The organism is Gardnerella sp. DNF01204, assembly GCF_049244145.1.
Classification (GTDB): Bacteria; Actinomycetota; Actinomycetes; order Actinomycetales; family Bifidobacteriaceae; genus Bifidobacterium; species Bifidobacterium vaginale.
Genome location: NZ_CP058379.1, coordinates 12,254 through 28,468 on the forward strand (window position 1 = coordinate 12,254; position 16,215 = coordinate 28,468).

Sequence of the window (16,215 nt, forward strand, 5' to 3'; positions counted from 1 at the left end):
AGATACGAGTACGCGCATGATATTAACCGAGTTAACTTTTGCTATACTTAAGTACAGTTTCTTAGTACTTTTGTGGGTATTCGTGTGGTTTGCTGTTCGTTCTCTTCGTAGAGATATTGAGATTTTTAGTCCTAAAAAGTCTCGTTCTTTTAAGACTAAGTATCGTCGTAAGCCAAATAATTCAAGTAGTGAAAATAATCAAAATAATATAGTTTCTAGGAATGAAGAATCTAATAAACTTTCAGAAAATCCTACTTTACTTGTTATTATTGATGGTCCTTTGGCTGGATCATCCTTCCCTCTTGAACCATCTGGTGTAACTCTTGGAAGATCAGCAAACAATACTGTAGTTTTAAATGACGAATTTGTATCGTCTCATCATGCTCGTGTTTACTTTAATCAATCTGTAAAATCTTGGGTACTCGAAGATTTGGGCAGTACTAATGGAACTATGATTGGTCATAATAGAGTTAATGAACCAGTCGTTTTGCAACCACGCACTTCTGTGCGAATTGGCGCAACAATGTTTGAATTGAGGTGATTATATGACACAATTAGATTCAGACATTGATAGTAGAAATTCCGATACTGTATATAATTCTTTAAATAATAAAAACACTAATCGAGATAAAGAAAATAATTTTAATAAAGCTTCATTTATTGATAAAGCGTTGTTTATGTATTCCACGGCTGTTAGTGATGTTGGTACAGTTCGTAGTAATAATCAAGACTCAGCGTTCGCAGGAGAGCGTTTAGCATCTATTTGTGACGGTATGGGTGGCCATGCTGGTGGAGATACGGCGTCCACTATTGCAATAAGATCTTTAGCTCATATTGAGCAGGATTCAAGACCAAATGATGTAAAAGCTGTTTCTTCTATGATGGAAACGTCAATTATGGCAGCTCACGACGCGATTGTTGGAAAAGCTAAGCGTGAAAGACGTCTTGCTGGCATGGGAACGACAGTAACAGCTGTTTCTTTAGTAAACGGATACTGGGTTCTTGCACATTTAGGTGATTCTAGAGCCTACTTGTTGCGAGATAATCATCTTATAAGAATGACTTGTGACCATAGTTATGTTCAACATTTAATTGATACTGGTCATATTACTCCAGAAGAAGCAAGAAATCATCCGCAACGCAATGTTGTTATGCGAGTATTGGGTGATTTTGATATTGATCCACGCCCAGATATGGCAATTCGATTAGCTCATCCTTCAGATCGCTGGTTGCTTTGTTCAGATGGAGTATGTGGAGTATTAGAAGATTCCACTATTCAAGAAGTTATGAGCAGTGTATCTAATCAAGAAGAATGTGCTCAAAAACTTGTTTCAATGGCTCTTAAAGCTGGAAGTACTGATAATGCCACAGCTGTTATTGCAGATGCGACTTTGGCACTAGACGCAGATGCTTTTGATTTACCTCACCAAACACCATTGATTGGCGGTGCTGCAAGTAAGGATTTGGAATCGATAGCAGATATTGTTAATAAGGCAGTATCTTCCACACCAGTGTTGCGAGAAGGTAAAAATTCACCTGCTCAAAGAGCCGCTGCTCTTATACAAGATGGTGAAAAGTCGAGTGAAAAAGATGTTGAAAAAGTTGAAACAACTCGTTTAGTTCAGCCTTCTCACTTAAGAAATGAAGAAGAACTTAGGTCTACAGATACAAATGAGATTCCTATTGTAAAAAAGAAGAATGGAAGAATCTCAACTGATCCTAGAGATCCAGATGTTGCTAGAGCTGTAAAAAGAGAACAAGCTGAAGCACATAAAGCAAATAAGATTAGAAAAAGATGGATGAGAATAGGAGTTGCTTTCGCAATACTTGTAATATGCTCTATTGTTGCTTCTGGGGCATATCTTGTATATTCGTGGACTCAAAAGCAGTATTACATTGGTAAAGGTAACGATAGAGTAGTTATTTACCAAGGTGTTCCTACAAATATTTTTGGTTTAGAACTTTCTCATCAGATCGAAGAAACAGATATTAGAGTAAAAAAACTAGATAAATCTTGGCAAGATCAACTCGATGAAGGAATAAGTTTTAGCAGTCTTAAAGAAGCTAGAGGACACGCAAAATTAATAAGACGTGAAATGCGTGCTAGAGAAATTGAAAAACACAGTAATAAACAAAAAAGCGCTAAATCTAGTTTAGACGATAAAGATGGCAATAATAGTGGAGTTGTAAATTCAGACTCTGATTCAGGGGGTAAAACCTCATGAATATGTTGAGTATTAGAATTAAACAAATTTCTCTACTTCTGTTTTCCATAATTATATCTTCATTAGCATTTTTGCAGATGTTTTTGAGGATTAACGGATATATTCCAGCAGATTATATTGGAATGCTTACTTTTACAACAGCCTTATACTTAGTTCTATGGGGAGTTTTAATAGTAAAAAAACCTTATTGTAGTCAAGTTATATTGCCATGTATGCTTCTGCTTACAACTATCGGCACAGTAATGATTGCTAGGATAGATAAACAGCACAATACAGATATTGCTATGAAACAGCTTATATGGGTTTGTGTTGCTCTTGTTTTGTCAATAATTTTTGTGCTTGTTTTTGAAGATTACAGAATACTTAGACGCTTCTCGTATGTAAGCATGATAATAGGTCTTATATTGTTACTATCTCCAATGCTTCCTATAGTTGGTAAGGAAATTGGCGGAGCAAGAATATGGATTGGTTTTGGTAACCACACTCTTCAACCTGGAGAATTTGCAAAGTTATTCTTAGCATTCTTCTTTGCAGCATATTTGTTTGACCATAGAGACAGGCTTGCTGTTGGCGGAAAAAAGATTTTAGGCGTGCATCTTCCGCGATTTAAAGACATGGGTCCTATTGCACTTGTTTGGGCTGCATCAATGTGCGTTCTTGTTGTACAACATGATTTAGGAACATCTTTAATGTTCTTTGCAATGTTTGTTTCTATGTTGTATGTTGCTACAGGCAGAAAAGGTTGGCTTGCAATTGGATTTATAGCATTCATGATTGGATGCTTTGTAGCTGTTAAATTATTTGCTCATGTGCAATATAGAGTAGATGCTTGGCTTAACCCGTATGACCCAGTTATTTACAATAGATTCCCAGGTGGTTCTGCTCAGATTGTTACAGGATTATTTGGATTGGCAGCTGGTGGTGTTACAGGAACCGGATTAGGGCAAGGTCACCCATCTTTGACACCTCTTGCTAATTCTGATTTTATTTACGCTTCAGTTGGTGAAGAATTAGGATTGACGGGTTTGTTCATAGTATTAATGCTTTACTTGATTATTATTGCTTCGGGTATGATAACGGCAATGAAAATCAAGGATGGTTTTGGAAAACTCCTTGCATCTGGTTTAGTTTTTACAATGGCTTTCCAAGTTTTTACTGTTGTTGGAGGTATTACTCTTGTAATTCCTTTAACTGGTTTAACAATGCCATATATGGCTGCTGGAGGATCCTCATTAGTGGCAAATTATTTGCTTGCTGCTATTTTGATTGTTATCTCTAATGCTGCAAATAAGCCTGAAACTGCTGTTATGTCTGATACTTTCCAATACGAAGCTTTAGCTGCCTTAAGAGAACGAGAACTTAGGGAGAGAGAAAATAAAGCCTCTGATCTTAAAGAAGATGGAGGTGAAAGTTATGAATAAATGTTTAAAAGAGCTTTTTACTGCAGTAATAATATTATTCGTAATACTTTGTGTTTCTAGTACTTACATAACTTCTATAAAATCAAACGAGTTAAATTCAGACCCTAGAAATAGACGAGCACTATACCATGAATTTGGGTCTCCTAGAGGAGCAATACTTGCGTCTGATGGAACAGTATTAGCAAAATCTGATCCATCTAAAGATGCTTTTGTTTATCAGCGCTCATATTTCAATGGTGAAGTTTATGCTCCGATTACAGGATATTATTCAATAAGTCAAAGAGCTGATAGAGGAATAGAAGCGTCAAGGAATGAGCTTTTAAGTGGACAGTCAGATGCTTTATTCCTTCAAAAGTTTAAGTCATTGTTTACTGGAGCAGAAAATAGGGGTGCTTCAATAGAAACATCTATTAACACTAAGCTTCAGACTCTTGCATATAATCTACTAAAAAATAAAGAAGGCGCTTTAGTTGCTATAGAGCCAAAAACTGGACGAATACTAGCAATGGTTAGCACTCCAAGTTACAATCCTTCTCTTCTTGCTTCTCACAATGTTTCTTCTGTAAATAGGTCTTACAAGGATCTTATATCTAATATTTATAATCCGATGCTTAATCGTTCCATTTCTGAACTGTATGCACCGGGATCTACTTTAAAAACACTTATTGCTGCTGCAGCGTTAGAATCTGGAAAATATGATTTAAATACTCAGATTCCAGCTGGATCAAGCTACACTCTTCCTGGAACTCGAACGCATTTAACAAATGTTGTTGTTCCTGCAAATGGAGTTAACGGACAAATATCATTTGAAGATGCTTTAGCTTATTCTTCAAATACTGCTTTTGCACAGTTAGGAATATCGTTAGGGTCTGACGCAATAATAAAGCAAGCTAAGAAATTTGGATTCTTTAGCTCATTTACTTTAGATGGATCAGATTCAACTGGTTTCCCTATGAGAGTAGTAACATCATTACTTTCTACTAAACCATCTCAAGATAAATTAGCTCTAGAATCTATAGGTCAAGGAGATGCAAAGATTACTACGCTTCAAAATGCTATGATTGCGTCGGCTATAGCTAATAACGGAACTCTTATGAAACCAACTTTGGTTGATTGCGTAAGATCTAGTGATTTGTCTGTTATATCGCAAACAAATCCTACTGTTATGAGCCAAGCTATTAGTGCACAGACAGCTGCAAAACTTAATAGTATGATGCAAAGTGTAGTAGTTAAAGAAAATTCAAATCTTTCTCTACCAAATATTCATGTTGCAGCAAAAACTGGAACAGCGCAGATTGGTGTAAAAAATCAGTCTGCAAATGGGTGGGTAATTGGATTTGCCCCAGCAGAAGACCCTAAAATAGCTATAGCAGTAGTAGTTCATAATGCGAACACATATGGAACTTATACTGCAGGACCTATTATGAAGCAGGTGATGAAGGAGGCTCTTAAGCAATGAAACTTGTTGAAGGACAGTTAGTTCATCATCGATATAGGTTAGATAGACGTCTTGCACAAGGCGGTATGGGCGAAGTATGGAAAGGTTTTGACATACAGCTTGGCAGAATTGTAGCAATTAAAGCTCTTAGAACAGACACTAACAATGTTGAAGCTAAGTTGCGTAGACTTCGCGCAGAAGCACATAATTCAGCCAATTTAGCGCATCCTAATATTGCGGCATTATTTGATTATTATGAGCATGATGGTATTGGCTTCCTGATTATGGAGTATGTGCCTAGTAAATCTTTAGCAGATTTGTATCATAAAGAAAAAACTGTGGAACCAACTCGTTTGCTTCCTATTCTTATTCAAACAGCTAGAGGTCTTTTTGTAGCTCATTCTCATGGTGTTATACACAGAGACGTTAAACCAGCAAACATTATGGTTTCTGATACTGGAAGTGTAAAAATAACAGATTTTGGTGTTTCTTATTCTAGTGATCAAGAACAAATAACTCAGGATGGAATGGTAGTAGGAACGGCTCAATATATTTCTCCAGAACAAGCTCAAGGAGAACAAGCTACTGCTCAATCTGACATATATTCTCTCGGAGTTGTTGCTTACGAAGGACTTTGTGGACACAGACCATTTACTGGAGCTACGCCTGTAGATATTGCAGCAGCTCATGTTAACGATCCTGTTCCACCTCTTCCAGATAGTGTTGATATCCAATTAAGACAGTTTGTAATGTCAATGCTTTCTAAAAATCCAAAAGACAGACCTAAAGATGCTCTAGTAGTGTCAAAAGTTCTTTCGAAAATAGAAAGAAGACTTTTAGATCAACAAACAGCATTTAATAATAAAAACTCAGTACCTTCTTCCGCTGTTCAGCGTCCTGCTCGTAGCGTGAGAAGTGTTCCAAAAACTCAAGTGAATATTATTAACATTTTAAACAATAACAACCGCAAGGAGCAGCAATGAGTAACACAATGCCTACCTCATTAGCGAATGGACGGTATCAATTAGGTGAATTAATTGGTCGTGGCGGAATGGCCGAGGTGAGAATCGCAGAAGATAAACGTCTTGGTCGTACTGTTGCGGTTAAAATTATGCGTTCTGATCTGGCAAATGATGAGATTTTCTTATCTAGATTCCGCAGAGAAGCACATTCAATTGCTCAGATGAACAATCCTAACATAGTTAATATTTATGATTCTGGAGAAGAATCTGTAGAAGATGACAATGGTGTAGAAGAGCATCTGCCATATCTTGTTATGGAATATGTTAAGGGTAAAACTTTACGCGATATTCTTAAAATGAATGGTGCTTTGAGTCAAAGAGATTCTGAACAAGTTATGCTCGGAGTTCTTAATGCTCTTGAGTATTCGCACAGAATGGGTGTAATTCATAGGGATATTAAGCCTGGAAATATTATGATTTCCGAGCAGGGCATTGTTAAAGTTATGGATTTTGGAATCGCTAGGGCATTGGACGATTCTGCAACAACAATGACACAATCACAGGGCGTGGTTGGAACTGCTCAATACTTGTCTCCTGAACAAGCTCGTGGAGAACAAGTAGATATGAGATCTGACTTATATTCTGCTGGCTGTGTTTTATATGAGATGCTAACTGGTAGACCTCCTTTTACAGGTGATTCAGCTGTTGCAATTGCGTATCAGCATGTGTCTGAGGTTGCAACGCCATTAAGTACGCTTGTTCCTGGTCTTCCTGTTATGTGGGATAAGATTTGTGCCAAAGCAATGGCGAAGGACCGCCAGAATAGGTATGCAACTGCCGCAGAATTTAAAAATGACATATTGGCTTTTATGAATGGTGGTGTTCCTGTTGCTGCAGCATTTAATCCTCTGACGGATTTGGCTAATATGCGTGCTAGAAAGCAGGCTGAGCAGAATGCTGCAACACAAGCAATGAACAATGCTGATACCGCATCAACTCAAAGCTTTGGTGCTATTACAGGTCAATTTGAGCCTTATACTCAAAATACTGGTTATAACACTAGAGCAGCGCAGCTTGCAGCTAATAGAGCAAAAAGAAGCAAGAGAATTGTTATTACTTCCGTTATATCTGCTGTAGTTTGCGCAATTATTGTTGCTGGAATTTTATTTGTTTTGAATCGCAGTAAACTTGCTGGAGAAGTTGTAGTTCCTACATTTACAGAAACAACAACGCAGGATGCCGCTCGCGAAAAGTTGCGAGCTCTTGGTCTTATCCCAGATATTTTGGAAGATGATAAATCTTCTCAACCAGAAGGAACTTTTACAAAACAGCTTCCTAAAGGTGGAGCTAAAGTTTCTTCAGGATCTAGAGTAAGCGTATGGTTCTCTGTAGGTCCACAGTCTACTAAGATTCCAGATGTTACTGGTAAATCGCAAGATGTAGCACGTAAAGCTCTTGAACGTGCTGGATTTAAGATATCTAATGTTCGTGTAGAAGATAGCACGGAAGTTAAGAAGAATCATGTTACTCGTACAGATCCTTCTGCAGATTCGTTTGCAGACAAGGGGTCTATGGTTACCTTATACATTTCTTCTGGTCTTACAAAGATTCCTGATGGTTTAGTTGGACAATCTAAGGATGTTGTAACAAGCGAATTGCAAAATCTTGGTTTTACTGTAAATGTTGTTGAGGAAGAATCTGATACTGCATCTGAAGGAACTGTGACCAAGATGAACCCATCTTCTGGTGCTGCAGTAAAGCCTCATAGCTCTGTAACAGTATATGTTTCTAAAGGAAAGCCTAAAGTTGAAGTTCCTCGTTTGGCTGTTGGCACTGTAACTTTCAAGCAGGCTAAACAAGTATTGGAAGCAAAAGGCTTTAAGGTTGTTGCATCTGATGCATCAGCTAAAGATGATGACATAGTTACTGGAATGTCTGAAAAAGAAGGAGCAAAGATTGACAAAGGTTCAACAATCACTTTGACTGTGAAATCTGCTACTCCTCCATCGGACCTTACAAAGCCAGGTACGGGATTAGATTTTAATAAACCTTCTACTGAAGCCCCATCTACATCTACTACAACAACAGATACAGGTTTGTAAAAAGCAAAGCATAAAGCCAGTAAGTTTAATAAGCTTACTGGCTTTTTATATTAATTAAATGCATATGTTAATTAAGTGCATGCTTAATGTCCACGTGTTTTAGTTAGTTCTTGTACATAAACCAAAAGTAGATTATCTAATCTTATACGAAAAAATCAGGGTTAAGAAATCATCCTAACCCTGATTTTTATTATTTATTAATATTATCTACTTACTTATTATCTACTTACCCCTTAGTAAGGCGTTGCTGTGTATGCAGACATTTCTCTTAAGAATGGTATATTTGCCGAAACAAACGGGTATACCCATTGCATAAGTATCATAATGCATATTAGGTAGATAATTAAGGAGAGAATTAATCTCACTGGAAGAATTCCAGGCTGTAGCCTCATGAGTCCGCCAAAGATGCTGAATTCAGGCTTTGGCTTTAGACCTGCTTTAATCTCGCGTCTTAATGGCCACTGCCATGCAATAGCTCCAGCAGCAAAGATAATCAAATAAACTATCAGCGCGCCAATCATAAGCGGAACAAGCGAATCGAGATGAGAGATCAAAGATTGTTGCTCGTTATTAACAAACTTAACTTTTCCGTTTTCATCTAAAGTAGAAAGCTCTTTTGGAATACCGTCAGAAACTTTAGCCCAATAGTCAAGCTCTCCAAAGCTAACAAAGCGGAACTTAGGTGTAGAGAACTTAGGTTCGCATGTAATAATGGTGATCATGCGTTTCTTTGGCTCTTTACTATGGTTTATTGGATCTGGGTCAAGAACCTCAACCTGTTCTGGTCTAACAATCTTGTGAGTAATGTATTTGTAAACGAACCAATAATCTTTAGTTCGAAGAATAATAGAATCTCCCTTTTGGAACCTATCAACATCCGCAAGAGGCTGACCATAACCATTGCGGTGACCAATAATTGTAATGTTTCCGATTTCTCCAGGCAACTCAGTTTTAGGATAATGACCTAATCCTCGACGATTAAGTATCTCCATATCTACACCTTCAATAACATTACGCTCCCATTGATCACCGAAGCGTGGAATATAGATTCGTGCTAGAAGATCTCCATGTTTAACGCCCTGTAATTTAGGAGGATTGTCTACTTGAGGAAGAGCAATTTTTGTTTTAGGACCAGCAGCAGGGTTTGTCCAAGAAACAGATTGACGTGTTTCAACTTGTATATGTTCAGCTTGTGCACCCGTCCACCACATCTGCCAGACAATATACAGTGCACAAATAACAGCGAAAGAAATAAGAAGTTCTCCTACAACACCAACTGCTTGCCAGATAATACTGGTTTTGCCGTGTTTAGTTTCGCTACGTTCGTGCATATTGTTAGAACGCTTCATGTTACTCCTTTATTGCCTGTTGGAATGGTGTTGTGGCGAAATATTACTACTAATAAAATCGGCATCTTTTGGAACCGAAGCATATCGTAGCGGCTGTAAAAGTGCAGAAGATTCTGCGAATTTTAGATTACTCTTTTTTTCCACTTTCCATCCCAACCCAAAACCGCTGACATAGTCTTTATATGTTCGAATTGCTGGAGAGTCATCCAGCGCATCTACCATGTCTTCGATTGAGCCAATAGCAGATATTCTATACGGTGGCGAGTACTGATGACCTTGTAGCATAAGCACATTTCCGATACAAACAACAGCAGAATTGAATAGTATGCGTTGGTCTTGGATTGTTATTGCCTCTGCTCCGCCTCTCCAAAGGGCATTTACCACCGCTTCTATGTCTTGTTGGTGTATTACGTAGTCATTTATGTTTGCGGAGCTTCCAGACCCGTTTACGGCTGTTTTCCACAGTGGTGAATCGTTTAGTGTAACACTAATTCCAGGTCCCTGTATTGCTGGGAGTATTGTGCTAGCACCAGTATCGTCGGAAGAATCTGCATCATTTGTATTATTCGTTAAAGTTTTGTTTAGAAGATTTACCTGTGAATCTAGCTCTTTAACATCTTCTCTTAAGCTTTTTGCTCTTTGAGAATTTCTTTCTACCATCTGACCGGTGTCTGATGTAACAAACGCTGTACGATTAATACGCAAGTTAGTAATAAATAAATATCCTGTAAAAGAGATAGCTAATGCCACAGCAATGCTTCCCAACAGCGATTTTTTAGCGCTGTGTTTACCTGTTTGTCTAGCCATAGCATCCAGTCTTCTTATTGCGTTCGAGTGTAACTATTATTATAGCGTGTAGCCGATTGATTGGAGAGTTACTGTTATGGCTGACGAAGAATTAAACACATTGAATGCTGCTTCATCTGCCGATGCTGGCGAAGCAAAAGAATCTTCTAAAGAAGATTTGTATGGCGTGCCTATGGAGCAGGTTGAAGCTGTGCTGAATGCGACTGCGGACAAAGATTCTTTGTCTCCGCAGATACAGCGAATGATGAAGCGTCAAGAAGAAAATACTCGTAGAGTTGAAGAGTCAATTAAAGGAACAAAGGCTAATGCTGGTTGGTTTGTTCCGCTTTTCTGCACGCTTATGATTGTTGGTTTGTTCTGGGCGGTTGTTTACTACCTGAATCCTTCTCTACCAATTCCTGGAATTGGAGCATTTAATCTTTTGATTGCAGCATGCTTGGTTATGGCTGGATTCTTAATGACAATGTGCTGGAGATAAAAAGTTAATAGAACTTTTTAAATCTTGATTAATGGCTGCGTGCATGAGTGCGCAGCCATTAATTTATTTATTGTATATTATCTGTTTATCTGTTACTTGACTTGCTCTAATAATTACGTGCTGGTTTTTACTATCCGTAGTAGCCAGAATTCTAGTTGTACCACCATCTTTTAATTTAAGTTTTTTCTTCAAATCATTAACACTAATTGGAAAATTGTACGTGGCTATATTCGCGTACTCTAAGTCTGAAATAATTTGCTTGATTTCTTTTTTATTCATGCTGCAGACTCCTTCTATTTTCCAAATTTTTCCAGGAAAATCAGAGTTACAATTTTCTGAAATAAAAATGTGGCTGTTGCTTGCGATTTGATAAACACCATATTTTTGTATTAAGAGATTGAAACATCCTGCTTTCATAATAGATGCGTTTGGCTCATAAACATATTTAGCTAAATTTCTCCAATTTTCCATAACATTTGTGACATTATTTGAAATCTCGTAAGATTCTTCAACCTTGTGTAAAGACGAATCATATTTTGCGCAAAAAACAGTAATATTTTCATTGTTAACGCAATGAATCTCAATAATGTTATGTAAATTTGCGTCCAATACTAAAAGTAATTCTTTGCATTCATTGTTGTGAGAAATTATGTGTACCTGACTAACGTTTCCGTTAAAATCACATATAGCTTTTCTCCAATCAAGCATTGGGGATAGTTTTATAATCACAAATTTTGAAGCATCTAGCATCTGTGACTTTAGGTTTATAACATTCGGAGTGCAATCTTCTATAGCGTATGTTCTGGATCCTTTTTGGTCGCGTCTTGCGGGATCAATGTAAATAATGGTAGCTGAATTTACGTTATTTAATACTTCAGAGCTTGTGCAATTTACGCAATGAACATTTTTTAATCCCATTACAATCATATTGTGCTGGCTAATAGCAGATAATTCTTCTTGTTTTTCTGCGCAAATAGATTCACTGAATTCTTTGCTCATTATTGCGCAATCTACGCCAAATCCGCCAGTTAAATCAATTAGTGTAGTGTTAGACTTGTTTAAGTTATTATCTTTTATAAGATTATGAACTATCTGCGCCTTATATTGTGCGGTTGCTTGCGATGAACATTGTTCCATCGAAATGTGAGCTGGATATATTACTTGTTTATTCATATACCAATTAGGCAGTTTTGTTTTTGCAATCTGTTTTCCGCTTATTTGATTAACGGCAAATAAAACATTGATTTTGGGATTATTAGATGCTTTTAAAGCAGCATCTTCAGGGTTAGCATCTTGATTTTCCTTAATAAAATCAAGTGTTTCTTGGCTTTGTGGATTTAGATGTTTTGGATGATTGAATTTAGATTGCATAATTTTATTTCTTATTAAGATTGGAGAAAATCACAATTTATAAAAAATGTGGATAACTTTTATGCACTTGTTAACAGGTTTTAAAAGACTGAGTTATCAACGTTTGTGTACAACATTGTGGATAACATGAGCAGATATTCCCATGTTATACCCAAGTTATCCACTTTTGTGTCCACAATTGTGGAGAACTACATACGTGTAATTTAAAGTTGATTAGCATATACATAACATGCAAATAGATAGGAGCACAATAAGAATCAGTAAAGAATATATAGCAAAACGCTCATTAAAAGATGCTTTTTTAAGAATCGGATTATTAACTCCAAGCAAAGTAGCCAAAATTGTTCCAGTGATAAGACCACCAACATGAGCCTGCCAAGCAATATTTGGAATAATAATAGGCATAGCTAGAGTTAAAGCAATCCATATCAAAGTTCCTCGAGTATTTTCACCGAGTCTCCATTGAGCTACAAGAAGTGCCCCTATAAGCCCCATAATTGCACCTGATGCACCATAAGCCGACAAGAACCAGTTTCCCGTCATTCTGCAGTAAAGTAGGGTTGCAACGCATCCTCCTAGTCCTGAAATGACATATAGGAAGAAGAACTTCCACCTGCCAAAGAATTTCTCTAATTCTATTCCGAGAGAATATAAGCAGAGCATGTTGAAAAATATGTGGCTAAATCCAGGAGAATGAACAAACATAGATGTAAACCAAGTCCAAATAGATTTTTTAATCAAAAATGGAGAAAATGCTGTATTCTCAATAAGTACTTGATACAAGTTTGGCGAAAAAGTATGAAGAATAATTTCAACAAGCCAAACAAAAACACAAATATAAATGAGTGAATATGTAGCGCTTTTGCAATTAATCTTAAAACGCCTAATAATATTTTTTACATCAAAATTGTTCATAAAATAACATTATCTAATCGCATACACAAAGTTTAAATATTTGTAACCAATCTATATGATAAAAAAGATGCGAGTATTGAAAAAAATCACTATGATAGTGAGTACGCGAGTGAAACTCGATATAAATTGTTGACTTGGACGAGCAGGTCAGCTTGACGAAAGGAGCCATCATGGAGAACAGGTCCTCTGGCGGTTGGAAGTTCTTTGCACTGCTCTTTGGAGCACTGCTCGCAGGTATTGCAGCATTGTATGTATACAAGCAGCATAATCCTGATTATGATCCATGGGAGCAGCCATGGGAGAACAGCTCTTCACCAATCGATTTAGGTGCTGAAAAAACAGATAAGGAAGAATCTGAAGTAGCTAAGCCAGTTGAGGCTTAGATAGAATTAAAATTCTTATACTCAGATTTTTAGCTATATAAGGTGTGAAGTTCTGCACTTATAGTGCATAGTTTCACACCTTATTTTTTTTTATTTTGATATTTATTTTTAATTATTTTTATAAATAAAAAAGGCTGTGACCAACAAACGCTAGTCACAGACTTTTTTATTAAAGCAATTTTTAAAATGCTTTTACATAATTATTCAGCAGTTGGAAGAGCGCCAGTGTGCCAAATGCGATCGAGGTAATCTTCGATAGAGCGATCAGAAGAGAAGTAACCAGAGTTGGCTACGTTCAAAACTGCCATGCGAGCCCACTTCATAGGATCGCGGTAAGTTTCCTCAATTTGAGCTTGAATATCCATGTAAGAGCTAAAGTCAGCCATTGCCATGAAGTAATCGTGAGTAAGCCAATCATTAACGAGTGGCTCATACGCGCTCTTGTCACCATTGGAGAATGTGCCGTCAGCAACCATGTCTACAGCAGTCTTCAATCGAGGATCAGACTCGTAGTACTTGCGGGAGTCGCCGTGATCGTAGCCTTCAGCATAGAGCTTCTCAACCTCGTCAACAGTCATACCAAAGAGGAAGAAGTTCTCAGCGCCAACGCGTTCACGAATCTCAACGTTTGCACCGTCGAGAGTACCAACAGTCAAAGCACCGTTCAAAGCGAACTTCATGTTACCAGTACCGGAAGCTTCCTTACCGGCCTGAGAAATCTGCTCATCCAAATCGGTGGCAGGAATCAAGTTCATAGCAAGTTCAATGTTGTAGTTCTCTGGGAAGAACACTGCGAGCTTGCCCTTGCATGCTGGATCGTTGTTCACAACGCGAGCAACATTGTTGATGAGCTGAATCGTAAGCTTTGCCATAGCATAGCCTGGAGCGGACTTAGCGCCGAAGAACACGGTGCGTGGAAGCATCTTGTCTACGTCGATTGTGCCATTCTTGATTCCAGCGTATGTGGAGATAACCTGGAGGATCTTCATGGACTGGCGCTTGTACTCGTGCAAACGCTTAACAATGGTGTTAAACATAGTATCTGGGTTGATTTCAAAGCCATACTTGTGCTTTGCAAAATCAACAAAGGCAAGCTTGTTCTGCTTCTTAACTTCAGCAAACTTCTTAACGAATGCTGGATCGTCAGCCAATGGCTTCAAACCTTCAAGAAGCTCCAAATCACCCTGCCATGCGTCGGTGCCCAAGCCCTCAGTAATAAGGGCAGACATGCGTGGGTTGCTCAAGCGCACAAAGCGACGAGGAGTTACGCCGTTAGTAACGTTCTTGAACTTATCTGGGTAAACGCTGGAGAAGTCCTTCAAAGTGACATCCTTCAACAACTCAGAGTGAAGCTCAGCAACACCGTTAACATAAGAACCACCGTAGGTAGCCAAGTAAGCCATGCGAACTACAGCACCTTCGCCATTTTCGTCAGCGTCGGTAGCGATACGCATGCGCTCAACCTGATCCTCAGCAACGCCTTTACCGCGAAGCTCATTGCGGAACTGCTCGCTGATACCCTGAATAATCTCAAGGTGGCGTGGCAAAAGTTCGCCAATAAGCTTTGCTGGCCAAACTTCCAAAGCTTCTGGAAGAAGCGTGTGGCAAGTGTAGTTGAAGGTCTTGGTGGTAATGCCCCAAGCGGTGTTCCAATCGTAGCCGTACTCGTCCATAAGAACGCGCATAAGCTCTGGAATACCGATAACTGGGTGAGTATCGTTCAACTGGAAGTTGATCTTGCTTGGGAAGGTGGTGAGATCCGGCTTATCCTGACCTGGATAGAATACGCGGATAGCATCATGAATAGAAGCAGCTACGAAGAAGTACTGCTGCTCAAGACGCAAAGCCTTGCCTTCTGGAGTGGAATCTTCTGGGTAAAGAATCTTAGAAATGTTTTCTGCTGCAACCTGTGGCTTAACAGCATCCAAGTACTCAGACTTGTTGAAGGTGAGCAAATCAAATTCGTCGTAAGACTTTGCAGTCCACAAGCGAAGAGTGTTTACGCGACCAGAGTTGTATCCTGGAACCATGTAATCAACTGGAACTGCGCGAACAGACCAAGCTGGTTTCCAAACGCGCTTACCGTTTTCTTCAACAACTTCGCCGCCGAAGTTAACGCGCTGATCTCGACCGTAATCGATGTGACCCCATGGCTCTTCGTTGCTAAGCCAGTAATCAGGGGTTTCTACCTGCTTACCATCTTCGTCGAAGCGCTGCTTAAAAATTCCGTAACGATACTGGATGCCGTAGCCAAATGCTGGCACGCCGATAGAGGCGAGCGAATCGATGAAGCAGGCTGCGAGACGACCCAAACCGCCGTTACCTAAACCTGGCTCATACTCAGCATCGATAACAGCTTTTGGATCGAAACCAAGCTTAGTTACAGCCTTGTTGAACTGGTCAGTAAGACCAGCGTTAAGCAAAGCGTTCTCAAGCTGCTTGCCCATCAAGAACTCTGCGCTCAAATAGCCCACAGCCTTGGTGTTGCCGTTAATCATGTCATGCTGGGTCTGCATCCAAGAGTCCATCAAGTGGCGACGGACCGCGGTAGCAGCGGCAACATACACATCAGCCGTAGTGGCCTGTTCTGGCGTGACACCTTGAGTGTACTTCAGATGTTCTTGAAGTTCTTTGGCAAATGTCGCCGCAGTTGTCTTGGCTTTCGGCGCGACGTGTTTAGTCATATTTGACTCCTTGTGCCGTGAATAATATATTTACCTAAAATGTGCGAATAGCAACCCTTGATTATGTTGGTTGTAGCCGC

The 16,215-nt window shown here is 38.8% G+C and carries 13 protein-coding genes; 8 read left to right on the forward strand and 5 right to left on the reverse strand.

The annotated features are described in order from the left end of the window. Positions 1–16 precede the first annotated feature (16 nt). From HXT46_RS00055 to pknB, 6 genes are read left to right on the forward strand one after another with little or no spacing between them, the layout of a single operon-like run. Complete coding sequence (locus HXT46_RS00055) at positions 17–541, forward strand: FHA domain-containing protein FhaB/FipA (RefSeq protein WP_009994535.1); 525 nt, start codon at positions 17–19, stop codon at positions 539–541. Positions 542–545: 4 nt separating this feature from the next. Next, complete coding sequence (locus tag HXT46_RS00060; protein WP_004114012.1) at positions 546–2,225, forward strand: PP2C family protein-serine/threonine phosphatase; 1,680 nt, start codon at positions 546–548, stop codon at positions 2,223–2,225. Next, entirely contained in the window at positions 2,222–3,646 is a 1,425-nt protein-coding gene (locus HXT46_RS00065) for an FtsW/RodA/SpoVE family cell cycle protein (protein ID WP_065189502.1), read from the forward strand. Before HXT46_RS00060 ends, HXT46_RS00065 begins: the two co-directional genes overlap by 4 nt. Then, positions 3,639–5,105, forward strand: coding sequence for a peptidoglycan D,D-transpeptidase FtsI family protein (locus tag HXT46_RS00070; protein WP_421785978.1), 1,467 nt, complete (start codon positions 3,639–3,641; stop codon positions 5,103–5,105). Before HXT46_RS00065 ends, HXT46_RS00070 begins: the two co-directional genes overlap by 8 nt. Beyond that, positions 5,102–6,067, forward strand: a complete 966-nt coding sequence (locus HXT46_RS00075; RefSeq protein ID WP_004137650.1) for a serine/threonine-protein kinase — start codon at positions 5,102–5,104, stop codon at positions 6,065–6,067. Before HXT46_RS00070 ends, HXT46_RS00075 begins: the two co-directional genes overlap by 4 nt. Next, positions 6,064–8,148, forward strand: coding sequence for a Stk1 family PASTA domain-containing Ser/Thr kinase (gene pknB / locus HXT46_RS00080; protein WP_116773008.1), 2,085 nt, complete (start codon positions 6,064–6,066; stop codon positions 8,146–8,148). The genes HXT46_RS00075 and pknB overlap by 4 nt, the downstream gene beginning before the upstream one ends. 233 nt (positions 8,149–8,381) lie before the next feature. Here pknB and HXT46_RS00085 read toward each other — a convergent pair whose 3' ends face one another. Both HXT46_RS00085 and HXT46_RS00090 read right to left on the reverse strand, forming a co-directional pair. Beyond that, positions 8,382–9,497, reverse strand: coding sequence for a class E sortase (locus HXT46_RS00085; protein ID WP_004114002.1), 1,116 nt, complete (start codon positions 9,495–9,497; stop codon positions 8,382–8,384). Positions 9,498–9,506: 9 nt separating this feature from the next. Further along, positions 9,507–10,304 carry a DUF881 domain-containing protein gene (locus HXT46_RS00090; protein WP_004113998.1) on the reverse strand — a complete coding sequence of 266 codons (798 nt, stop codon included), beginning with the start codon at positions 10,302–10,304 and terminating at the stop codon, positions 9,507–9,509. 76 nt (positions 10,305–10,380) lie between these two features. Here HXT46_RS00090 and crgA point away from each other — a divergent pair, with 76 nt between their 5' ends. Beyond that, positions 10,381–10,782, forward strand: a complete 402-nt coding sequence (gene crgA, locus HXT46_RS00095) for a cell division protein CrgA (protein WP_004113997.1) — start codon at positions 10,381–10,383, stop codon at positions 10,780–10,782. A gap of 63 nt (positions 10,783–10,845) precedes the next feature. On the opposite strand, the gene HXT46_RS00100 is transcribed toward crgA, so the two are convergent. Together HXT46_RS00100 and HXT46_RS00105 are read right to left on the reverse strand one after the other, a co-directional pair. Beyond that, complete coding sequence (locus HXT46_RS00100; protein WP_009993794.1) at positions 10,846–12,153, reverse strand: THUMP-like domain-containing protein; 1,308 nt, start codon at positions 12,151–12,153, stop codon at positions 10,846–10,848. Positions 12,154–12,366: 213 nt separating this feature from the next. Beyond that, positions 12,367–13,068, reverse strand: a complete 702-nt coding sequence (locus HXT46_RS00105; RefSeq protein WP_004113994.1) for a rhomboid family intramembrane serine protease — start codon at positions 13,066–13,068, stop codon at positions 12,367–12,369. Positions 13,069–13,238: 170 nt separating this feature from the next. On the opposite strand from HXT46_RS00105, the gene HXT46_RS00110 reads away from it, so the two are divergent. Beyond that, positions 13,239–13,451 (forward strand): hypothetical protein, encoded by a 213-nt coding sequence (locus tag HXT46_RS00110; RefSeq protein WP_004113993.1) that lies wholly within the window; start codon positions 13,239–13,241, stop codon positions 13,449–13,451. A gap of 200 nt (positions 13,452–13,651) precedes the next feature. On the opposite strand, the gene HXT46_RS00115 is transcribed toward HXT46_RS00110, so the two are convergent. Beyond that, positions 13,652–16,135, reverse strand: a complete 2,484-nt coding sequence (locus HXT46_RS00115) for a glycogen/starch/alpha-glucan phosphorylase (RefSeq protein ID WP_004113991.1) — start codon at positions 16,133–16,135, stop codon at positions 13,652–13,654. Between the last annotated feature and the right edge of the window lie 80 nt (positions 16,136–16,215).